The following is a 21161-nucleotide window of genomic DNA, read 5'->3' on the forward strand; positions in this document are numbered from 1 at the left end:
CGTGATGCGGGCGGGATTTGGCTTCGGGTTCGGCCGTTGGCGCGGCGCGGTGGGTTTCGTCGCTGCGGGGTTTGGCGGGGCGGTGATCGTCGCCGCGGGCCTGGAGCGGGCGCTTTTCATCGCTGCGTGGGGCGTGACCGCCTGCGCGCGAGTCGGCATCGCGCGGCTTGAAAGGGCGACGGTCGTCGGTGCGTGGGGCGCGCTCGCCGCGCGAATCGTCGTCACGCGGCTTGAACGAACGTCGGTCGTCGCCACGCGGACCACGGTCGCCGAAAGACGGGCGCGAATCGTCGCCGCGCGGTTTGAACGGGCGTCGGTCGTCGCTGCGCGGACCGCGATCGCCGAAAGACGGGCGCGAGTCATCGCCACGCGGTTTGAACGGGCGTCGGTCGTCGCCACGCGGACCGCGATCCCCAAACGACGGGCGCGAATCTTCACCGCGTGGCTTGAACGAACGTCGGTCATCGCTGCGCGGGGCGCGATCGCCAAAAGACGGGCGCGAGTCATCGCCACGCGGTTTGAACGGGCGACGATCATCGCCCCGCGGACCGTGATCGCCGAAAGACGGGCGCGAGTCGTCGCCGCGCGGTTTGAACGGGCGTCGGTCATCGCTGCGCGGGGCGCGGTCGCCAAAAGACGGGCGCGAGTCATCGCCACGCGGTTTGAACGGGCGACGATCATCGCCCCGCGGACCGCGATCCCCAAACGACGGACGCGAATCGTCGCCGCGTGGCTTGAACGGGCGTCGGTCATCGCTGCGCGGGGCGCGGTCGCCAAAAGACGGGCGCGAGTCATCGCCACGCGGCTTGAACGGGCGTCGGTCGTCGCCACGCGGACCGCGATCGCCAAATGACGGACGCGAATCGTCGCCACTCGGTTTGAACGGGCGTCGGTCGTCGCCACGCGGACCGCGATCCCCAAACGACGGGCGCGAATCGTCGCCGCGCGGTTTGAACGAACGCCGTTCCTCCCCACGCGGACCGCGATCGCCGAAAGACGGACGCGAATCGTCACCACGCGGTTTAAACGAGCGTCGATCATCCCCGCGCGGGCCGCGATCGCCGCGCGAATCATCCCCATGCGGTTTAAACGAGCGTCGTTCCTCCCCACGCGCACCACGATCCCCAAACGAAGACCGCGACTCATCCCCCCGCGGCTGGAGCGAGCGCCTATCCCCCGGCGCATCCGCGCGCTTCGGCGACGCCGCCCGCGCTTGCTCAGGCTTGCCGCGCTTGACCAGCGCCTCCTCCGGCGCCTTGTCGCGCACGGGCTTGCGGCTGGTGGAACTGCCGGAACGCACCGGCGAACGCGTCGTCGATGTCGGACGCGGATGTTTGGCTGTCAGTTTGACGCGCATAAAGTCTCAGGCTGCGATCGCGCGCAGCAGTTCGGTTTCGACCTGGATTTGCGTTCGGTTCGACGACAGGCTCTTGCCGTCGAGCAAAAACACGTCTTCGACGCGTTCGCCGAGCGTATTGATGCGCGCTGCCTGCACGCCGATCCGGTGTTGCGCCAGAACGCGCGCGATCGAATAAAGAAGGCCCTGCCGGTCGTTCGCAGACACGGACAGGATGTAGTACTGGCCACGCTCGTCCGGGCGCAAATCCACGCGCGGCGTGACCGGAAAAGTGCGCACGAGCCGCGACACGCGGCCCTTCGACGGCTCCGGCAAGATGCTTTCGTCCGTCAGCCGCCCACTCAATTGCTGTTCGACGAGATTCGCGATATCGCGATAACTCCCGTCATGATCCGGATGCGCGACGAGAAAATTATCGAGCGCATAGCCGTGGCGCGTCGTGGTGATGCGCGCATCGAGCACGGACAGGCCGTTTCTGTCGAAATACGCGCAGATGCCGGCGAAGAGATCCGGCCGGTCCTTCACGTACACGAGCACTTGCAGCGCCGCGCCGATCGGCGAGGGGCGCGCGCGCACGATCGGCGCGTCGCTCTCCACGTGCCGATACAGCACGCGCGTCTGCCAGGCGATATCGGCGGGATCGTGGCGCAGAAAATAGCCGACGTCGAGCTGTTCCCACAGCCGCCGCTGCGCACCCTCCGGCACCGTCTCCAGGCGCAGCAGCGCGAGCGCCGATTCCTGCCGCGACTTGAGTTCCGAATGCGCGTCCGGCTGCGCGCCGCCGAGCACGGCCAGCGTCGCGCGGAAAAGGTCCTCGAGCAGCTTGCCTTTCCAGTTGTTCCAGACCTTCGGACTCGTGCCGCGAATGTCCGCGACGGTCAGAAGATACAGCGCCGTCAGCCGCCGCTCCGTCTTCACGATCGACGCGAACTGCTTGATGACTTCCGGATCGCTCGTGTCCTGCTTTTGCGCGACGTGACTCATCGTCAGATGCTGCTGGACGAGCCACACGACGAGTTCCGTATCGTCCTGTCCGATCTCGTGCTCGCGGCAGAAGCGGCGGGCGTCGACCATGCCGAGCGTCGAATGATCGCCGCCGCGCCCCTTCGCGATGTCGTGAAACAGCGCGGCGACATAGAGCACCCACGGGCGCTCGAAATTGCCCATCAACTGGCTGCAGAACGGATACTCGTGCGCGTGCTCGGCAATGGCGAAGCGGCGCAGGTTGCGCAGCACCATCAGGATGTGCTGATCGACCGTGTAGACGTGGTAAAGGTCGTGCTGCATCTGTCCGACGATGCGCCGGAAGTTGATCAGATAGCGCCCGAGCACGCTCGTCTGGTTCATGAGCCTGAGCGCGTGCGTGATGCCTTCGGGCTGCTTCAGGATCTCCATGAAGAGACGCCGGTTTTCGGGATCGCGCCGCCAGTTGCGGTCCATCAGCTCGCGCGCGTTGTAGATCGCGCGCAGCGTGCGCGCCGACAGGCCTTTGACGCCGCGCGTCTGCTCGTACAGCAGGAACGCTTCGAGGATGGCGTGCGGCTCGCGCTCGAAGACATCGTCGCGGGCGATTTCCAGCATGCCTTGCTTCTCGACGAAACGTCCGGAAAGGACGCGCGTGATGCCCGACGTCGACGGGAAAAGCTGCGCTTCCACGTTCTGGATGAGGATGGTCGCGAGCTGCGTGACCGCTTTGGCGGCCCAGTAGTAGCGGCGCATCATCTGCTCGCTCGCGCGCTTGGCGGCGGTCGCCTTGAAGCCGAAGCTCTCGGCGAGCGGCGTTTGCAGATCGAAAACGAGGATGTCCTGACGGCGCTTCGCGACGACATGCAGCCGCGCGCGCAACAGCTTGAGAAAGCCCTCGTTGCGGCGCAGTTCGCGCGCTTCGCGTTCGGTGATGAGACCGCGCGCGTCGAGTTCGCGCCAGCTCGATCCGAATCCCGCCGCGCGCGTGATCCAGAGAATCAGTTGCAGGTCGCGCAGTCCGCCCGGGCTTTCCTTGATGTTCGGCTCAAGGCTATAAGGCGTGTCCTGAAACTTGGCGTGACGCTGACGCATTTCCAGCACCTTCGCCTGGAAGAACGCGCGCGGATCGAGCGTCTCCTTGTAGCGCTCCGAAAAGCGCTGGAAAAGCTGCGCGTCACCGCAGATGCGCCGCGCTTCCAGGAGCGACGTGAGCACGGTGACGTCGTTGCTCGCCTCGCCGATGCACTGCTCGACCGAGCGCACGCTGCTGCCGATATCGAGCCCGAGATCCCACGCCATGCCGATGAATTGCTCGACGCGCGCGTTCAGCGCGGCGTCGTCGGCTTGCGCGGCGGCGTCGGGAAGGAGCACGAGGATATCGACGTCGGAGTAGGGCGCGAGCTCGCCGCGTCCGTAGCCGCCGACCGCCACGAGCGCCGCGTCCGCCGGCATCTCGCACGCGGACCAGGCGCCTTTGAGGGCGTCGTCGGTGGCGCGGGCGAGCGCGTGCATCAGCGGCTCGACGGTCGTGGCCGTCTTGAAGCGTTCGATGAGCGCCGCCTTCGCCGTCTTATAGGCGTTGCGCAGCGTTTCGCAGGGCGTGGCGACGGCGACGGTGACGCTCATGAGTCGATATTCAGGACGTGAGGGAAAGAAGCGGCGGAGCCGGCGAAAGCGCGGTCAGGCGGTCGCCGCGATGAGTTGCGACGGCGCCTGCGTTCCCGCCGATACCGTCAGCACTTCATAGCCGGTCGGCGTGACGAGCACCGTGTGCTCCCATTGCGCTGAAAGGCTGCGGTCGCGCGTCTTGACGGTCCACTGGTCGGGCATCGTGCGGATATCGCGGCGGCCGGCGTTGATCATCGGCTCGACGGTGAAGATCATGCCCGCCTGCAATTCGATGCCCGTGCCCGGACGCCCGTAATGCAGCACTTGCGGCTCCTCGTGGAACACCTGGCCGATGCCGTGGCCGCAGTATTCCCGCACCACGCTGTAGCCTTGCGCCTCGGCGTGCTTCTGGATGGCGTGGCCGATGTCGCCGAGATGCGCGCCCGGGCGCACCTGATCGATGCCGAGCCACATGCAGTCAAAGGTCGTCTGCACGAGGCGTTTCGCGAGAATCGACCCTTCGCCGACGATGAACATGCGGCTCGTGTCGCCGAAATAGCCGTTCTTGATGACGGTGATGTCGATATTGAGCGCATCGCCGTTTTTCAGCACCTTGTCGCTCGGAATGCCGTGGCAGATCACGTCGTTCACCGAGATGCACGTGGCCTTCGGATACGGCGGATAGCCCGGCGGCTGATAGTTGAGCGGTGCGGGAACCGTGCCCTGTTCCTTCACCATGAAATCGTGGCAAAGGCGGTCGAGTTCCTCGGTGGTCACGCCCGGAACGATATGCGGCGTGATGAAATCGAGCACTTCGCTGGCGAGCCGGCAGGCGACGCGCATCTGCGCGATATCGTGATCGTTTTTCAGCGTAATGGACATGGATTGGCTCGGAAGTGCGCGGATAGCGGGAGGCGGGCGAGCGCCGCCAAAGCGGCATTATCGCACCTCGGACAACGCGCCGCAGCGCGATATGGCCGGCGCCGCGGCTATCGCGGCAGATGGCGCCGTAGCAGGCGGCAACCGAGCGGCTTGAGCGGCGTAATCCTCACATGCTATACTCACGGGCTAAGTCTCGGTTCGCCTTGTTCTCTTGCCTGTAAGCAATGAATGAGCAATGAGAAGGGGCAATGAATGACGGAACCGAAGACTTGGAAGCGTAGTCTTATCGACGCTTTTTTCGAAACTCAAGCCGGCGCACCCAGGGTGTCCCACGCGTAGTCAAACAATCGCGGGATGCGGCAGCCGGCTTAAGACCCAACCCTCGCGGAGAATTTCATGGCAGTCACGATGCGTCAAATGCTGGAAGCCGGTGTCCACTTCGGTCACCAAACGCGCTTCTGGAACCCGAAGATGGCCCCGTACATTTTCGGTCATCGCAACAAGATTCACATCATCAACCTCGAAAAGACGCTGCCGCTCTACAACGACGCGCTGAAGTACGTGCGCCAGTTGGCAGCGAACCGCGGCACGATCCTTTTCGTCGGCACGAAGCGCCAGTCGCGCGACACCATCGCGCAGGAAGCAGCGCGCGCCGGCATGCCGTTCGTCAACGCCCGCTGGCTCGGCGGCATGCTGACCAACTTCAAGACGCTGAAGGTTTCGATCAAGCGCCTGAAGGACATGGAAGCAGCCCTCGAATCCGGCGAAACCGAGCGCATGAGCAAGAAGGAAGCGCTCCTGTTCGAACGCGAAATCGCCAAGCTGCAAAAGTCGATCGGCGGCGTGAAGGACATGGGCGGCATTCCTGATGCAATCTTCGTGATCGACGTCGGCTACCACAAGATCGCCGTCACCGAAGCGAAGAAGCTCGGCATTCCGGTCATCGCCGTGGTCGACACGAACCACTCGCCGGAAGGCATCGACTACGTGATCCCGGGTAACGACGACGCGTCGAAGGCCGTCGCGCTGTACGCGGAAGGCGTCGCGGACGCGATCCTCGAAGGCCGCGCCAACGCGGTGAACGACGTGGTCCACGCCGTGCGCAACGGCGAAGGCGACGAGTTCGTCGAGGTCAACGCAGAGGCGTAATCGAGCCCTGTGGCCGGCACAAAAGGGGGCTTTGCGAAAGGCCCCTTTTTTTTAAGCCGGCGCGATTCCGAAACACTTCAGCCGTGGGCGCTTACTGCCGGCGGCACGTATCAAACAGACTCAAGGAGCGAATGATGGCGGCAATTACCGCAAGCATGGTGGCAGAACTGCGCGCGAAGACCGATGCGCCGATGATGGAATGCAAGAAGGCGCTGACGGAAGCCGACGGCGACATGGCGCGCGCCGAAGAGCTGCTGCGCGTGAAGCTCGGCAACAAGGCGAGCAAGGCGGCATCGCGCGTGACGGCGGAAGGCATCGTCGTGGCGCACGTCGAAGGCGGCGTGGGCGCGCTCGTCGAACTGAACTGCGAAACCGACTTCGTCGCGAAGAACGACGACTTCATGGCATTCGCCAAGGGCGTCGCGGCACTGGTCGCGAAGAGCAACCCGGCCGACGTGGCCGCGCTGTCGGCGCTGCCGCTGGAAAGCACGACGGTCGACGCCGTGCGTCTCGCGCTCGTCGGCAAGATCGGTGAAAACCTGTCGATCCGCCGCTTCGTCCGCTTCGAAACCGCGAACAAGCTGGCTGCGTACCTGCACGGCACGCGCATCGGCGTGCTCGTCGAGTTCACGGGTGCGGACGAGCAAGTCGGCAAGGACGTCGCGATGCACGTCGCCGCGATGAAACCGGTCTCGCTGTCGTCGGACGAAGTGCCGGCCGAGCTGATCGCCAAGGAGCGCAGCATCGCCGAGCAGAAGGCAGCCGAATCGGGCAAGCCGGCCGAAATCGTCGCCAAGATGGTCGACGGTTCGATCCAGAAGTACCTGAAGGAAGTGTCGCTGCTGAACCAGCCGTTCGTGAAGAACGACAAGCAGACGATCGAGCAGATGCTGAAGGCAGCCAACGCGTCGGTGCAGAAGTTCGCGCTGTTCGTGGTGGGCGAGGGCATCGAAAAGCGTCAGGACGACTTCGCGGCCGAAGTGGCGGCGCAAGTCGCGGCGGCCAAGCAGGGCTAAGTTCGCAGCCCGTGGCGCGCGTGGCCCAACGGCGGCGCGCGCCTTGCATCACCTGCAGTTGCGACGGCGGCCTGTCGTCGCAGCAAGGAATAGCGATCCGGTTCGCATCGAGCGGCGGGCGCGGCAAATTCGGGTTTTCCCGTATGCGCCGCGCCCGTCGTCCCGATGCGGGCCGCTTGCGGTAAGTAATGTTTCACCCCTACAGTTCTACGTTGTTGCAAAACCCTCCTCGGCGCGAACGGAAACCTCATATGCCCACAGCCTACAAACGCGTACTCCTCAAACTCTCCGGCGAAGCCCTCATGGGCGACGATGCCTTCGGCATCAATCGCGCAACGATCGAAAGGATGGTGGCGGACGTCGCTGAAGTGGTGCGGATGGGAACACAACTGGCCGTCGTGATCGGCGGCGGCAATATTTTCCGCGGCGTCGCGGGCGGCGCGGCCGGCATGGACCGCGCAACCGCCGACTACATGGGCATGCTCGCCACGATGATGAACGCGCTCGCGCTGCAGGACGCCATGCGTCACGCGGGCATCGAGGCGCGCGTGCAATCGGCGCTGCGCATGGATCAGGTGGTCGAGCCGTACATTCGCCCGCGCGCCATTCGCCAGCTCGAGGAAGGCAAGGTCGTGATTTTCGCGGCCGGCACGGGCAACCCGTTTTTCACGACGGATACCGCCGCCGCGCTGCGCGGCTCGGAAATCGGCGCCGAAGTGGTGTTGAAGGCGACGAAGGTCGATGGCGTATACTCCGCCGACCCGAAGAAGGATCCGAGCGCCACGCGCTACAGCACGATCAGCTTCGACGAGGCGATCGGCCGCAATCTGCAGGTCATGGACGCAACCGCGTTCGCGCTGTGCCGCGATCAGAAGCTGCCGATCCGCGTCTTCTCCATTACGAAGGCGGGCGCGCTGAAGCGCATCGTGCAAGGCGACGACGAAGGTACGCTCGTCCACGTGTAAACTCTCGCGTATTCGGGCGCCGCGCGCACCCGGCGTGAATCGCGCCGGAAGAATCGCGAAAAGAGGCGCCTGCATCGCCAGTAAACCAAGGTTTTGGAGGTTCAAATGAGTGTGGCTGACATTAAAAAGGGCGTCGACCAGAAGATGCAGCGGTCGATCGAAGCATTCAAGGCCGATCTCGCCAAGATCCGCACGGGCCGTGCGCACACCGGCCTGCTCGATCACATCCAGGTCGACTACTACGGCTCGAACGTGCCCATCTCGCAAGTCGCGAACATGACGCTCGTCGATGCCCGCACGATCGGCGTGCAGCCGTGGGAAAAGAAGATGGTGCCGGTCGTCGAGAAGGCGATCCGCGAATCGGATCTCGGTCTGAACCCGGCGACGCAGGGCGACCTCATCCGCGTGCCGATGCCCGCGCTGACCGAAGAGCGCCGCCGCGAGCTGACAAAAGTCGTGAAGAGCGAAGGCGAATCCGCGAAGATCGCCGTGCGCAACCTGCGCCGCGACGCGAACGAGCAACTGAAGAAACTGGTGAAGGACAAGGAAATCTCGGAAGACGACGAACGCCGCGCAAGCGATGACGTTCAGAAGTTCACCGACAAGTTCGTCGCCGAAATCGACAAGCTCGTTCAGACGAAAGAAGCCGAAATCATGACGGTGTGAGGCCGTAAGCGGTCTTGCCAGCTTTGGCTTTCACGACCCAGGGCTGGCGTTTCACATCCTGTCGATAACAAGATTCAGCGGCCATGACCTATACCAGCTCTACCGTTACCGTGCCCGATGTCGCGGCTGTCCCGCGCCACGTCGCGATCATCATGGACGGCAATGGCCGTTGGGCGACCGAGCGGCGTTTGCCGCGCGTCGCCGGTCATACGCGCGGCGTCGATGCGGTGCGCGCCACCGTCGAAAGCTGTGCGCGGCGCGGCGTCCAGTTTGTCACGCTGTTCGCGTTCAGTTCGGAAAATTGGCGCCGTCCGACCGACGAAGTGTCGTTCCTCATGCGCCTGTTCGTGACCGCGCTGGAGCGCGAGATCGGCAAGCTGCACGCGAACGGCATCCGCCTGCGCGTCGTCGGCGACGTGTCCATGTTCGACGACCGCATCCGCGCGCTCATCCAGCGCGCCGAAACCAAGACCGCGCGCAACACGCGCCTGACGCTGACCATCGCCGCCAATTACGGCGGGCGCTGGGACATCATGCAGGCGACGAAGAAGCTCATCGCGCAATCGCTCGAACAGGGCGCGCCGGTGCGCGTCGACGACGAATCGTTCGCCGAGCATCTCGCGATGGCGTACGCGCCCGAGCCGGATCTCTTCATCCGCACGGGCGGCGAGCAGCGCATCAGCAATTTCCTGCTGTGGCAGCTCGCGTACACCGAGTTCTATTTCACCGATATCTACTGGCCCGATTTCGACGCCGACGCGCTCGATCGCGCGATCGCATCGTATGGCCACCGCGAACGCCGCTTCGGACGCACGAGCGCGCAACTCGCTTCCCAATCGCAGAAGGCCGACACCCTTTCATGCTAAAGACCCGTGTCATCACGGCAATTGTCCTGCTCGCGGTCCTCGTGCCCGTCACGCTGTTCGCGCCCGTCGGGGCGTTCGGAGCGCTGATCGGTTTCGTCGTCGTGTTCGCTGCCTGGGAGTGGGGGCGGCTGCTCAAGCTCAACGGCGCGGGGCCGGTCGCGTATGCCCTGGTCGCGGGACTCGCGCTCATCTTCAGCACGTTTCTGGGCGTCGCGCCGAAGCCGCTCTTTCAGATGGCCGGGATTTTCTGGCTGCTGGCGGGGCCGTACGCGCTCATCCGCAAGCCGGTGCTGGCGGGCGGCGCGTGGCGCGCGTTTCTGCTGTTCGCCGGGATCGTCGTGTTCGTCGCGTGCTGGCACGCGGTCGTCGCGGCGCGCGCGCAGGGCGTGGCGTTCGTGCTATCGCTTCTCCTAGTCGTCTGGCTGGCTGACATAGGCGCATACTTCGCCGGAAAAGCGCTCGGCCGTCACAAGCTCGCGCCGTCGATCAGTCCCGGAAAAACCTGGGAAGGCGCACTCGGCGGCTGGGTCGCCGTCATGGTGATCGGGTCGATCGCCGCCGCCACCGGCGTCTACGCGCCGACCGTGTTCACCGCTTTCGTCGGACATCTCGGCTGGGACCGCGCGCTCGTCGCGCTGACCGTGCTGGTCGCGTTCAGCGTGATCGGCGACCTGTTCGAATCGCTGATGAAGCGTCAGGCCGGTGTCAAGGATTCGAGCGGCCTGCTGCCGGGTCACGGCGGCGTCCTCGATCGCATCGACGCATTGTTGCCTGTATTGCCGATTGCCTTGCTGATGCTCGGCTGATCGGCCAGAGAAGATTTCATGCAAAAACGTCTTACATTGCTCGGCTCGACGGGCTCGATCGGCGACAGCACGCTCGACGTCGTTGCGCGGCATCCGGACCGGTTCTCGGTCTACGCGCTCACCGCTCACCGCAACGGCGACAAGCTCGTCGCGCAATGCCTGCGCTTCGCGCCCGAAGTGGCCGTCGTCGGCGATGCCGAAACCGCCGCGCGCGTGGCCGCCGCGTTGCGCGCCGCCGGCAGCAAGACCGAGGTGATGCACGGCCCGGACGCGCTCGTCGACGTGGCCCGCGCGGCCCAGTGCGATACGGTCGTCGCGGCGATCGTCGGCGCGGCGGGACTCGCGCCCACGCTGGCCGCCGCGCGCGCCGGCAAGCGTATCCTGCTCGCGAACAAGGAAGCGCTCGTCATGTCGGGCCAGATTTTCATGGACGCGGTCCGCGACAACGGCGCGATCCTGCTGCCGGTCGACAGCGAGCACAACGCCGTGTTCCAGTGCCTGCCGGTCTGCTCGGACAACGAGGCGCAACTGCACGGCGGCGTATCGAAGATCATTCTGACCGCGTCGGGCGGGCCGTTCCGCACGCGCGAACCGGCGACGCTCGTCGACGTCACGCCCGACGAAGCCTGCAAGCACCCGAACTGGGCGATGGGCCGCAAGATTTCCGTCGATTCCGCCACGATGATGAACAAGGGCCTCGAAGTGATCGAGGCGCATTGGCTCTTCAATCTGCCGGGCTCGCGTATCGAAGTGCTGATCCATCCGCAAAGCGTGATCCATTCGATGGTCTCCTACGCGGACGGCTCCGTGCTCGCCCAGCTCGGCAATCCGGACATGCGCACGCCGATCGCGCATGCGCTCGCGTATCCGGAGCGGGTCGATTCCGGCGTCGCGCCGCTCGATCTCGCGCAGATTGCATCGCTCACGTTCGAGAAGCCGGATTTCGCGCGCTTTCCGTGTCTCGCGCTCGCCATCGAGGCGCTCGAAGCGGGCGGCATCGCGAGCGCGGCGTTGAATGCGGCGAACGAAATCGCCGTGGAAGCGTTCCTCGCGCGCCGCATCGGCTTCATGGCGATCGGCGGCGTGGTGGAGCGCGTGCTGAACGCCTTGCCGAACGCCAGCGCCGCGTCGCTCGACGACGTGCTCGCCGCCGACGCGAACGCGCGCCGTCTCGCGTCCGGTTTCGTTGCAGCGCTCACCGCGAGCGCGCCAGGCGCCGAACCCATCGCCCATTGAGGCCGTCATGAACTTCCTGACCGAAATCGTCGCCTTCGTCGTCGCGATAGGCGTGCTCGTCGTCGTCCACGAATTCGGTCATTACAGCGTCGCGCGAATGTGCGGCGTCAAGGTGCTGCGCTTCTCGGTCGGCTTCGGCAAGCCGCTCGTGCGCTGGGTCAGCAAGAAAACCGGCGTGGAATGGACGATCTCCGCGCTGCCGCTCGGCGGCTACGTCAAGATGCTCGACGAGCGCGAGACCGAAGGCACGATTCCCTCCGAAGACCTGCCGCGCGCGTTCAACCGGCAGCCGGTGCTGAAGCGCATTGCGATCGTCGCGGCGGGACCGGTCGCCAATTTCCTGCTGGCGATCGCGCTGTTCGCGGCGGTGTTCGCAGGGGGCGTCACGGAGCCGCAGGCCATCGTTTCGACGCCGGCGCCCGAAAGCGCCGCTGCCCACGCAGGCTTCGAAGGCGGCGAGCAGATCGTCTCGATGCGCGACTCGCAAGGCGGCGACACGCACGCCATCCGCTCCTGGTCGGATCTGCGCTGGAAGCTGCTGGATGCATCGTTCGATCATCGGCGCATCGTGCTGACGGCGAAAACGCATGACGGCACGTTCGATTTCCCGTTGACGGTCGCGGGCATCACGGACGCCGACGCCGAGCAGGACTTCATGGACAAGCTCGGTTTCACGCCGGGCGGCGGCACGCTGACGGTCGCGGGCGTGGAAGCGGGCAGCGCCGCGCAGAAGAGCGGCTTGATCGCGGGCGACAGGCTGCGCGCCATCGACGGCCGCCCGATCGACAACGCGACGCGCTTCATCGACTACGTGAAATCGCATGCCGGCAAGCCGGTGACGCTCGTCATCGAACGGGGCGAAGGCAATCAGGCAAAGCGCGATACCGTGCAGATCGTGCCGGACGTGAAGCGCGATGCATCGACAGGCAAGGACATCGGGCGGATTGGTGCCGCGCTCGCCAATCAACTGCCGACCGTCGACGTGCGCTATGGTCCGCTCGAGAGCCTGCACCTCGGCGTGAACCGGACGTGGGACATCAGTCTCTATTCGCTGCGCATGTTCGGGCGGATGATCGTCGGCGAAGCGTCGCTGAAGAACCTCTCGGGGCCGGTGACCATCGCGGATTACGCAGGCAAGAGCGCGCGCCTCGGCGTGGCGGCCTTCGTTTCCTTTTTGGCGCTCGTCAGTATCAGCCTTGGTGTGTTGAACTTGTTACCGATTCCGGTTTTGGACGGTGGGCATCTGTTATATTATTTGGTTGAAGCCGTTACCGGCAAGGCGGTGTCCGATCGCTGGCAGCTGGTTCTGCAACGGGCGGGCCTCGTGTGCATCGTCGCTCTGTCGATGATCGCGCTGTTCAACGACCTGACTCGCCTGATCCGTTTTTGATCCATTTTGATAATTTCTGGCGGCGCGACACGAGCGACCGCCGGAACGAATGCAGCTTTAAATACTGGGGAAGCACGTTGTTCAAACCTCATCGCTTTGTTCCTAAGTCGGCTGTGGCCGCGGCGCTCGCCGCAACGGGCATGGCGGCACACGCCACCACGCCGTTCGTCGTGCAGGATATCCGGATCGAAGGTCTCCAACGCATCGAGCCGGGCTCCGTATTCAACTACCTGCCGATCAAGCAAGGCGACACGTTCTCCGACGACAAGGCCTCCGAAGCGATTCGCGCGCTGTACGCAACGGGCTTCTTCAACGACGTGCAGATCGCCACCGAGGGCAACGTGGTGGTCGTGCAGGTGCAGGAACGCCCGGCCATCTCGAACATCGAGTTCACCGGCCTGCATGAGTTCGACAAGGACACCATCACGAAGGCGCTGCGCTCGGTCGGTCTGTCGCAAGGCCGCTCGTACGACAAGTCGCTGCTGGACAAAGCGGAGCAGGAACTCAAGCGCCAGTATCTGACGCGCGGTTACTACGCGGCGGAAGTCACGACCACGGTCACGCCGGTCGACCGCAATCGCGTATCCATTCTGTTTTCGGTCGCCGAAGGCCCGAGCGCGAAGATTCGCCAGATCAACTTCGTCGGCAATCACGCGGTCAGTTCCGGCACGCTGCTCGGCGAAATGCAGCTGTCCACGCCGAACTGGTTCTCCTGGTACACGAAGAGCGACCTCTACGCGAAGGAAAAGCTGACCGGCGACCTCGAGAACGTCCGCTCGTACTACCTGAACCACGGCTATCTCGAATTCAGCATCGATTCGACGCAGGTGTCGATTTCGCCGGACAAGAAGGACATGTACCTGACGGTCGCCGTGCACGAAGGCGAGCCGTACAAGGTCAGCAGCGTGAAGCTGTCGGGCAATCTGCTCGACCGTGAGGCGGAACTCAACAAGCTGATCACGGTGAAGCCGGGCCAGTTGTTCTCCGCTGAGAAGCTGCAAGCCACCACGAAGGCGATCGTCGACAAGCTCGGCGAGTACGGTTACGCGTTCGCGCAGGTCAACGCGCAGCCGGAGATCGATCAGACGCATCACACTGTCGCGCTCACGCTGAACGTCGAGCCGAGCCGCCGCGTGTACGTGCGGCGCGTGAACATCGTCGGCAATACGCGCACCCGCGACGAAGTGGTGCGCCGCGAAATGCGCCAGCTCGAAAGCTCGTGGTTCGATTCGAGCCGCCTCGCGCTGTCGAAGGATCGCGTGAATCGTCTCGGCTACTTCACGGATGTGGACGTCACCACGACGCCGGTGGAAGGCACGAACGACCAGGTCGATGTGGACGTCAAGGTGGCCGAAAAGCCGACCGGCGCGATCACGCTGGGCGCGGGCTTCTCGTCGACGGACAAGGTGGTGCTATCGGCGGGCGTGTCGCAGGACAACGTGTTCGGCTCGGGCACGAGCCTTTCGGTGAACGTCAACACCGCGAAAACGTACCGCACGCTGACCGTCACGCAGGTCGATCCGTACTTCACCATCGACGGCATCAAGCGCATTACCGACGCGTACTACCGCACGTATCAGCCGCTGTATTACTCGACGGATTCGAGCTTCAAGATCATCACGATGGGTGCGGACACGAAGTTCGGCATCCCGTTCTCGGAGCAGGACACGGTGTTCTTCGGCGTCGGCGCCGAACAGAACACGATGGACGTGGATTCGACCACGCCGCAGTCGTACAAGAACTACGTCAAGGAATTCGGGCGCGTGGTGAACAACTACCCGCTGACGGTCGGCTGGTCGCGCGACAATCGCGACAGCGCGCTCGTGCCGAGCCGTGGTTACTACCTGCAGTCCAACGCGGAATACGGCACGCCGCTCGGCAACACGACGTACGCCAAGTTCGACGCGCAGTTCCAGTATTACTACTCGTTCGCGCGCGGCTTCGTGCTCGGTTTCAACTTGCAGGGCGGCTACGGCAAGGGCCTGCAAGGTCAGACGTACCCGATCTTCAAGAACTACTACGCGGGCGGTATCGGTTCGGTGCGTGGCTACTCGCCGAGCTCGCTGGGTCCGCGCGACGCGACCACGAACGATCCGATCGGCGGTTCGCGCATGGCAGTCGGCAATATCGAATTGACGTTCCCGCTGCCGGGCACCGGCTACGACCGCACACTGCGCGTGTTCACGTTCCTCGATGCCGGTAACGTCTGGGGCGATCCGGGCCAGGGCGGCACGACCAACGGCGCGAACGGCCTGCGCTACGGCTACGGTGTGGGTCTTGCGTGGATTTCGCCGATCGGCCCGCTCAAGCTCTCGCTCGGCTTCCCGCTGCAGAAGCACGAGGGCGACCAGTATCAGAAGTTCCAGTTCCAGATCGGTACGGCGTTCTAAGCGCGCAACCTCTCGGGAACAGGACTTCATTCATTTCGACGTAACGTGAGGAACACTTTGCGAACCGGTAAGCTTTCGAAACACATGGCGCTGACGCTTGCGTTGTCGATGTTTCTCGGCCTCGGTGCGGTCGCGCAAGCGGACGCTCAGGAGGCGCGCATTGCAGCCGTGAATTCGGATCGCATCCTGCGCGAGTCGTCGGCTGCGAAGGCGGCCCAGTCGAAGCTGGAGCAGGAGTTCTCCAAGCGCGACAAGGCTCTGCAGGACATGGCGCAACGGCTCAAGTCGATGTCCGACAATATCGACAAGAACGGCCCGTCGATGGCGCCCACCGACCGCGCCGCGCGCCAGCGCGATCTCGCACAGCTCGACGCGGACTTTCAGCGCAAGCAGCGCGAATTCCGTGAAGACCTGAACCAGCGCCGCAACGAGGAACTCGCGGCGGTGCTGGATCGCGCGAACAAGGTTATCAAGCAGATCGCAGAACAGCAGCACTACGACCTGATCGTGCAGGAGGCGGTGTACGTGAGCCCGCGCATCGACATTACGGATCAGGTGCTGAAGGCGCTCGCCGCCACGAGCCAGACCGGCGGCGCGAGCCCGAACTGACGAGGAGTCTTCATACGCATGGCATCAGGCATGGCGATCACGCTCGACGAACTGGTCAAGCGCTTTGGCGGCGAAGTGGTGGGTCACGGCGCGCATCGCGTCGAAGGCCTTGCGCCGCTGGACAAGGCCGGCCCGGCGCAACTCGCGTTTCTCGCGAACCAGAAGTATCTGCCGCAGGTCGAGACGACTCGCGCGGGCGCAGTGCTGATTTCGCGGGCTGACCTCGACAAGCTCGGGACGTCGCGCGAGGGCAGCAACTTCATCGTGACGCCGAATCCTTACGCTTACTTCGCCCGCGTGGCGCAGGCGTTCATCGAACTGTCCGCGCCGAAGGCGCAGCCGGGCGTTCATCCGAGCGCGTATATCGATCCGGCCGCCAAGGTCGCGGCGAGCGCGGTGATCGGCCCGCACGTGACGGTGGAGGCGGGTACGGTCGTCGGCGAGCGCGTGAAGCTGGACGCGGGCGTGTCCGTTGGCCGTGGCGTGAAGCTCGGCGACGACGTTCATCTTTATCCCCACGTCACCGTCTATCATGGCTGCAAGCTCGGCGCGCGCGTGATCGTGCATGCCGGCGCGGTGATCGGCGCGGACGGCTTCGGTTTTGCGCCGGACTTCGTCGGCGAGGGCGATGCCCGGACCGGAAGCTGGGTGAAGATTCCGCAGGTCGGCGCCGTGGATGTCGGCGACGATGTGGAGATCGGCGCGAACACGACGATCGATCGCGGCGCCATGGCGGACACCGTCATCGAAGAATGCGTGAAGATCGACAATCTCGTGCAGATCGGCCATAACTGCCGCATCGGCGCGTACACGGTCATTGCCGGCTGCGCGGGCATCGCGGGCAGCACGAACATCGGCAAGCATTGCATGATCGGCGGGGCCGTGGGCATCGCGGGTCACGTGACGCTGGCGGACTATGTCATCGTCACGGCGCAGTCGGGCGTGTCGAAGTCGCTCAACAAGCCCGGCATGTACACGAGCGCGTTCCCGGCCGTGAACCATGCGGACTGGAACAAGAGCGCCGCGCTGGTCCGCAATCTGGACAAGCTGCGCGATCGCATCAAGGCGCTGGAAGCGGCGCTGACCGAGAAAAAGACCGACGAAGCCTGACCGCCCGCCAGCACGCGCATCCGGCGTGCGGGCCGGTTGAAGCCACACGGCACAGCATCGTAGATTTCAAGCGGGCGTTGCGCGCCCGCGATCCATTTCCGCGCACGAGACGCGCGAGCAGAACGACCATGAGCACAGAAAAAATCAACCTCGACATCCACAAGATCCTCACGCTGCTGCCGCATCGGTATCCGATCCTGCTCGTGGACCGCGTGCTCGAACTCGAGCCGCACAAGAGCATCAAAGCGTTGAAGAACGTGACGATCAACGAGCCGTTTTTTCAGGGACATTTCCCGACGCGGCCCGTGATGCCCGGCGTGCTGATTCTCGAGGCACTCGCGCAAACCGCCGCGCTTTTGACCTTCGCCGAAGAGCCGCACGATCCGACGACGACGCTGTACTACTTCGTCGGCATCGATGGCGCGCGCTTCAAGCGCGTGGTCGAACCGGGCGATCAACTGATCCTCAACGTCACCTTCGAGCGGTACATGCGAGGCATCTGGAAGTTCAAGGCGCGCGCCGAAGTGGATGGCGTGACCGCCGCCGAAGCCGAGCTCATGTGTACCGTGAAGAACACGGACGCCAGCGCGTGATCGTAGCGAACGAAGAGCGTACGACAACCAGCGTGGCGAAACACAGCATTCAGAGGCGAGGCGCATGACCATCATTCACCCCACCGCGATCATCGAGCCGGGCGCTCAGATCGACGGTTCCGTCGAGATCGGACCGTATGCGATCGTCGGTGCGAACGTCGTCATCGGCGCGGGCACGACCATCGGCTCGCATAGCGTGATCGAAGGGCATACGACGATCGGCCGCGATAACCGCATCGGCCATTACGCGTCCGTCGGCGGCCGGCCGCAGGACATGAAGTACAAGGACGAGCCGACGCGTCTCGAAATCGGCGACCGCAACACCATCCGCGAATTCACGACGCTGCATACCGGCACGGTGCAGGATCAGGGCCTGACTTCCATCGGCGACGATTGCTGGATCATGGCTTACGTGCACGTCGGCCACGACTGCCGGCTCGGCAACAACGTCATCATGTCGAGCAACGCGCAGCTCGCGGGGCACGTCACGGTCGGCGATCACGCGATCGTCGGCGGCATGTCGGGCGTGCATCAATTTGTGCGCATCGGCGCGCATTCCATGCTGGGCGGCGCTTCCGCGCTCGTGCAAGACGTGCCGCCGTTCGTGATCGCCGCCGGCAACAAGGCGGAGCCGCACGGCATCAACGTCGAAGGCTTGCGCCGCCGCGGCTTCACGCCCGACGCCATTTCGGCGCTGCGCTCGGCGTATCGCATCGTCTACAAGAGCGGACTGTCGCTCGAAGAGGCGAAGGCGCAACTGCGCGAACTGAGCGTGGCGGGCGGCGAGGGCGATGTGCCCGTCAAGGCTTTCACCGACTTCATCGCGGCGTCGCAGCGCGGCATCATCCGCTGAACGCGCTTTTTCGATGACGCTGATCACCACTGCCCCGCGCATCGCGATGGTCGCGGGCGAGCCCTCCGGCGACTTGCTCGCGGCGTCGCTGCTGAACGGCCTGCAGGCGCTGTTGCCCGCCGGCACGCGGTATAGCGGCATCGGCGGACCGCGCATGACATCGGCGGGCTTCGAAGCGCACTGGCCGATGGACAAGCTCACCGTGCGCGGTTACGTCGAAGCGCTGCGGCACATTCCCGAAATCCTCGGCATTCGCAACGAACTCAAGCGGCAGTTGCTGGCGGAGCCGCCGTCGGTGTTCGTCGGCGTCGATGCGCCCGACTTCAACTTCGGGTTGGAGCAGCCGCTGCGCGAGGCGGGCATTCCGACCGTGCATTTCGTGTGTCCGTCCATCTGGGCGTGGCGCGGCGGGCGAATCAAGAAGATCGTGAAGGCCGTCGATCATATGCTGTGCGTGTTTCCGTTCGAGACCGCGCTGATGCAGAAAGCGGGCGTGGCGTCGACGTATGTCGGCCATCCGCTCGCCGATGAAATTCCGCTCGAACCGGACGTGGCCAGCGCGCGGCGCGAACTGGGCATCGCGGAAGGCGGTCCGGTGATCGCCGTGCTGCCGGGCAGCCGGCGCTCGGAGATCGCGCTGATCGGCCCGACGTTCTTCGACGCGATGGAGCTGATGCAGCTTCGCGAGCCGGGCGTGCGCTTCCTGATGCCCGCCGCCAACCCGGCGCTGCGCGAACTGCTGCAGCCGCTCGTGGACGCGCATCCGCATTTGTCGCTCACGATCACCGATGGCCGCGCGCAAACCGCAATGACCGCCGCCGACGCGATTCTTGTGAAAAGCGGAACAGTGACGCTCGAAGCCGCGCTGCTCAAGAAGCCGATGGTCATCTCGTACAAGGTGCCCTGGCTCACGGGCCAGATCATGAAGCGGCAGGGTTATCTGCCTTACGTCGGCTTGCCGAACATTCTCGCGGGGCGTTTCGTCGTGCCGGAAATTCTCCAGCATTTCGCGACGCCCGAAGCGCTCGCCGACGCCACGCTGAAACAGTTGAACGACGACGCCAACCGCCGTACGCTGACAGAAATTTTCACGGACATGCACATCGCGCTGCGGCAGAACACGTCGCAGCGGGCGGCCGAGGCGGTCGCGCGAGTGCTGGAAACACGAGGGGCGCGGTAATGGCGCGTCAGGCCAGTCAGCAAAAAACGCAGGGCTGGCTGGATTTCAGTTCGCCGTTCGACATCATCTGCGGTGTCGATGAAGCCGGGCGCGGTCCGCTCGCCGGGCCGGTCGTGGCCGCAGCCGTCATCTTCGATCCGGCCAAACCCCGGATCAACGGCCTCGACGACTCCAAGGCGCTGACCGCCAAGCGGCGCGAAGAGCTTTACGAGAAGATCGTCGATCGCGCGCTGGCGTTCTGCATTGCGTCGGCGAGCGTCGAAGAGATCGACACCATCAACATCCTGCACGCGACCATGCTCGCGATGAAGCGCGCGGTCGAGGGTCTCGGCGTGGCGCCGACGCTCGTCAAGGTCGACGGCAACCGCTGCCCGACGCTGTCGATTCGCAGCGAAGCCGTGATCGGCGGCGACGCGCTCGTCAAGCAGATTTCGGCGGCATCGATTCTCGCGAAGGTCACGCGCGACCGCATGCTGGTCGAGTTGCACGAGACATTTCCCGTCTACGGTTTCGCGACGCATTCGGGATACGGCACGCCGCAGCATCTGAAGGCGTTGCGCGAGCACGGACCGTGTGAGCATCATCGCCGGTCGTTCGCGCCGGTGCGCGAGGCGCATGCGCTCTTCTTCGGTTCGGTGCTGCCGGAGATCGCGCCGGAAGTGCTGCACGCCGCCGAGACGCTCGACGGCGATTCCGACGCGCTCGCGTTCTGACGTTCCGACCGCGGCTCAATCAACGTGAAATCCATCACATCGCGGGACAATCCGCTCTATAAGCGCCTGAAGGCGCTCGCCGGCTCCACCGCGCAGCAGCGCCGAAGCGGCCATGCTTTGCTCGAAGGTCTGCATCTGGCGTCCGCTTTTCTCGATACGGCCGGCCAGCCGGAAACGTGCGTCGTCACCGAAGGCGCGCTCACGCACGCGGAAGCGCGCGAAATCGTGGCGCGTATCGAGGAAAAGCGGGTGGTCGTTCTGCCGGATGCGCTCTTCGGCCAGCTTTCAAGCGTCGTGCATGGCGTCGGCATGTTGCTGCTGGTCGAGAAGATCGACGCCGCTTTGCCTGAGCGCGTGCGCGAAACCTGCGTGATTCTCGACGGCCTTCAGGACGCGGGCAATGTCGGTTCCATTCTGCGCAGCGCCGCCGCCGCCGGCATCACGCGTGTGTTCTGCGCGCCGGGGACGGCGTACGCGTGGTCGTCGAAGGTGCTGCGCTCGGGCATGGGCGCGCACTTCCTGCTGGAAATTTTCGAGGAGGCCGAGCCGGCCGATCTCATCGCGCGGCTCGACGTGCCGGTCACCATCACGGATTCGCACGGCGCCGTGGCCATCTACGATTGCGATCTCGCGTCGCCGCTCGCGTGGGTCTTCGGCAACGAAGGCGCGGGCGTGTCGCCGGTGTGGCGCGATGCCGTGACGCATCGCGTGACCATTCCGCAGCCGGGCGGCATGGAGTCGCTGAACGTGGCGGCTGCGGCGGCGATCTGTCTTTTCGAGCAATGCCGCCAGCAGCGCGGTTGACG

Annotated in this window: 19 protein-coding genes; 17 read left to right on the forward strand and 2 right to left on the reverse strand. The window is 64.7% G+C overall.

The genetic code is table 11. The features are described 5' to 3' along the window. Window position 1 precedes the first annotated feature (1 nt). The gene (locus NCR39_RS29755) at window positions 2–853 is read left to right on the forward strand and encodes a hypothetical protein (RefSeq protein ID WP_350029656.1); all 852 of its coding nucleotides are present in this window, start codon (window positions 2–4) and stop codon (window positions 851–853) included. Window positions 854–1363: 510 nt separating this feature from the next. On the opposite strand, the gene NCR39_RS05945 is transcribed toward NCR39_RS29755, so the two are convergent. Together NCR39_RS05945 and map are read right to left on the reverse strand one after the other, a co-directional pair. After that, on the reverse strand, window positions 1364–3949 hold the full coding sequence (locus tag NCR39_RS05945; RefSeq protein ID WP_250451282.1) for a [protein-PII] uridylyltransferase: 2586 nt from the start codon (window positions 3947–3949) through the stop codon (window positions 1364–1366). A 54-nt stretch (window positions 3950–4003) separates the two neighbouring features. Further along, window positions 4004–4813 (reverse strand): type I methionyl aminopeptidase, encoded by an 810-nt coding sequence (map, locus tag NCR39_RS05950; protein WP_250451284.1) that lies wholly within the window; start codon window positions 4811–4813, stop codon window positions 4004–4006. Between the two features lie 396 nt (window positions 4814–5209). Here map and rpsB point away from each other — a divergent pair, with 396 nt between their 5' ends. The 16 genes from rpsB (at window position 5210) to NCR39_RS06030 (ending at window position 21159) form a co-directional block, all read left to right on the forward strand. Then, entirely contained in the window at window positions 5210–5962 is a 753-nt protein-coding gene (gene rpsB, locus NCR39_RS05955) for a 30S ribosomal protein S2 (RefSeq protein WP_250451286.1), read from the forward strand. A gap of 134 nt (window positions 5963–6096) precedes the next feature. Beyond that, entirely contained in the window at window positions 6097–6978 is an 882-nt protein-coding gene (gene tsf, locus NCR39_RS05960; protein WP_250451287.1) for a translation elongation factor Ts, read from the forward strand. Between the two features lie 251 nt (window positions 6979–7229). After that, window positions 7230–7943, forward strand: a complete 714-nt coding sequence (gene pyrH, locus NCR39_RS05965; protein WP_040049393.1) for a UMP kinase — start codon at window positions 7230–7232, stop codon at window positions 7941–7943. 105 nt (window positions 7944–8048) lie between these two features. Further along, on the forward strand, window positions 8049–8609 hold the full coding sequence (gene frr, locus NCR39_RS05970) for a ribosome recycling factor (RefSeq protein ID WP_035969503.1): 561 nt from the start codon (window positions 8049–8051) through the stop codon (window positions 8607–8609). A gap of 83 nt (window positions 8610–8692) precedes the next feature. Next, the gene (gene uppS / locus NCR39_RS05975; protein WP_250451288.1) at window positions 8693–9475 is read left to right on the forward strand and encodes a polyprenyl diphosphate synthase; all 783 of its coding nucleotides are present in this window, start codon (window positions 8693–8695) and stop codon (window positions 9473–9475) included. Next, a complete protein-coding gene (locus NCR39_RS05980) occupies window positions 9469–10281 on the forward strand; it encodes a phosphatidate cytidylyltransferase (RefSeq protein WP_250451289.1) in 813 nt (270 codons plus the stop codon). The genes uppS and NCR39_RS05980 overlap by 7 nt, the downstream gene beginning before the upstream one ends. A gap of 18 nt (window positions 10282–10299) precedes the next feature. Beyond that, entirely contained in the window at window positions 10300–11517 is a 1218-nt protein-coding gene (locus NCR39_RS05985; protein WP_250451290.1) for a 1-deoxy-D-xylulose-5-phosphate reductoisomerase, read from the forward strand. 7 nt (window positions 11518–11524) lie between these two features. Then, complete coding sequence (gene rseP / locus NCR39_RS05990; RefSeq protein WP_250451291.1) at window positions 11525–12907, forward strand: RIP metalloprotease RseP; 1383 nt, start codon at window positions 11525–11527, stop codon at window positions 12905–12907. A 77-nt stretch (window positions 12908–12984) separates the two neighbouring features. Further along, window positions 12985–15297: an outer membrane protein assembly factor BamA gene (bamA, locus tag NCR39_RS05995; RefSeq protein ID WP_250451292.1), complete on the forward strand. Its 2313-nt coding sequence runs from the start codon at window positions 12985–12987 to the stop codon at window positions 15295–15297. Window positions 15298–15381: 84 nt separating this feature from the next. After that, window positions 15382–15906, forward strand: a complete 525-nt coding sequence (locus NCR39_RS06000) for an OmpH/Skp family outer membrane protein (protein WP_250451293.1) — start codon at window positions 15382–15384, stop codon at window positions 15904–15906. A 30-nt stretch (window positions 15907–15936) separates the two neighbouring features. Then, the gene (lpxD, locus tag NCR39_RS06005) at window positions 15937–17016 is read left to right on the forward strand and encodes a UDP-3-O-(3-hydroxymyristoyl)glucosamine N-acyltransferase (RefSeq protein ID WP_250451475.1); all 1080 of its coding nucleotides are present in this window, start codon (window positions 15937–15939) and stop codon (window positions 17014–17016) included. A 128-nt stretch (window positions 17017–17144) separates the two neighbouring features. Further along, window positions 17145–17609, forward strand: a complete 465-nt coding sequence (fabZ, locus tag NCR39_RS06010) for a 3-hydroxyacyl-ACP dehydratase FabZ (protein ID WP_250451294.1) — start codon at window positions 17145–17147, stop codon at window positions 17607–17609. Between the two features lie 64 nt (window positions 17610–17673). Beyond that, window positions 17674–18462 carry an acyl-ACP--UDP-N-acetylglucosamine O-acyltransferase gene (lpxA, locus tag NCR39_RS06015; RefSeq protein ID WP_040049400.1) on the forward strand — a complete coding sequence of 263 codons (789 nt, stop codon included), beginning with the start codon at window positions 17674–17676 and terminating at the stop codon, window positions 18460–18462. 13 nt (window positions 18463–18475) lie between these two features. Continuing rightward, on the forward strand, window positions 18476–19642 hold the full coding sequence (lpxB, locus tag NCR39_RS06020; RefSeq protein ID WP_250451295.1) for a lipid-A-disaccharide synthase: 1167 nt from the start codon (window positions 18476–18478) through the stop codon (window positions 19640–19642). Then, window positions 19642–20355, forward strand: a complete 714-nt coding sequence (gene rnhB / locus NCR39_RS06025) for a ribonuclease HII (protein ID WP_250451296.1) — start codon at window positions 19642–19644, stop codon at window positions 20353–20355. The genes lpxB and rnhB overlap by 1 nt, the downstream gene beginning before the upstream one ends. A gap of 24 nt (window positions 20356–20379) precedes the next feature. Next, window positions 20380–21159 (forward strand): TrmH family RNA methyltransferase, encoded by a 780-nt coding sequence (locus NCR39_RS06030; protein ID WP_250451297.1) that lies wholly within the window; start codon window positions 20380–20382, stop codon window positions 21157–21159. The last annotated feature ends 2 nt before the right edge of the window (window positions 21160–21161 follow it).

This window comes from Caballeronia sp. ATUFL_M2_KS44 (assembly GCF_023630965.1).
In the GTDB taxonomy this organism is placed as follows: Bacteria; Pseudomonadota; Gammaproteobacteria; order Burkholderiales; family Burkholderiaceae; genus Caballeronia; species Caballeronia concitans.

Excerpts from the sequence above, each read along its gene's own strand:
- NCR39_RS05945 (WP_250451282.1), bottom strand. The coding sequence starts at position 3,949 with ATGAGCGTCACCGTCGCCGTCGCCACGCCCTGCGAAACGCTGCGCAAC.
- map (WP_250451284.1), bottom strand. The coding sequence starts at position 4,813 with ATGTCCATTACGCTGAAAAACGATCACGATATCGCGCAGATGCGCGTC.
- rpsB (WP_250451286.1), top strand. The coding sequence starts at position 5,210 with ATGGCAGTCACGATGCGTCAAATGCTGGAAGCCGGTGTCCACTTCGGT.
- tsf (WP_250451287.1), top strand. The coding sequence starts at position 6,097 with ATGGCGGCAATTACCGCAAGCATGGTGGCAGAACTGCGCGCGAAGACC.
- pyrH (WP_040049393.1), top strand. The coding sequence starts at position 7,230 with ATGCCCACAGCCTACAAACGCGTACTCCTCAAACTCTCCGGCGAAGCC.
- frr (WP_035969503.1), top strand. The coding sequence starts at position 8,049 with ATGAGTGTGGCTGACATTAAAAAGGGCGTCGACCAGAAGATGCAGCGG.
- uppS (WP_250451288.1), top strand. The coding sequence starts at position 8,693 with ATGACCTATACCAGCTCTACCGTTACCGTGCCCGATGTCGCGGCTGTC.
- NCR39_RS05980 (WP_250451289.1), top strand. The coding sequence starts at position 9,469 with ATGCTAAAGACCCGTGTCATCACGGCAATTGTCCTGCTCGCGGTCCTC.
- NCR39_RS05985 (WP_250451290.1), top strand. The coding sequence starts at position 10,300 with ATGCAAAAACGTCTTACATTGCTCGGCTCGACGGGCTCGATCGGCGAC.
- rseP (WP_250451291.1), top strand. The coding sequence starts at position 11,525 with ATGAACTTCCTGACCGAAATCGTCGCCTTCGTCGTCGCGATAGGCGTG.
- NCR39_RS06000 (WP_250451293.1), top strand. The coding sequence starts at position 15,382 with ATGGCGCTGACGCTTGCGTTGTCGATGTTTCTCGGCCTCGGTGCGGTC.
- lpxD (WP_250451475.1), top strand. The coding sequence starts at position 15,937 with ATGGCGATCACGCTCGACGAACTGGTCAAGCGCTTTGGCGGCGAAGTG.
- fabZ (WP_250451294.1), top strand. The coding sequence starts at position 17,145 with ATGAGCACAGAAAAAATCAACCTCGACATCCACAAGATCCTCACGCTG.
- lpxA (WP_040049400.1), top strand. The coding sequence starts at position 17,674 with ATGACCATCATTCACCCCACCGCGATCATCGAGCCGGGCGCTCAGATC.
- lpxB (WP_250451295.1), top strand. The coding sequence starts at position 18,476 with ATGACGCTGATCACCACTGCCCCGCGCATCGCGATGGTCGCGGGCGAG.
- rnhB (WP_250451296.1), top strand. The coding sequence starts at position 19,642 with ATGGCGCGTCAGGCCAGTCAGCAAAAAACGCAGGGCTGGCTGGATTTC.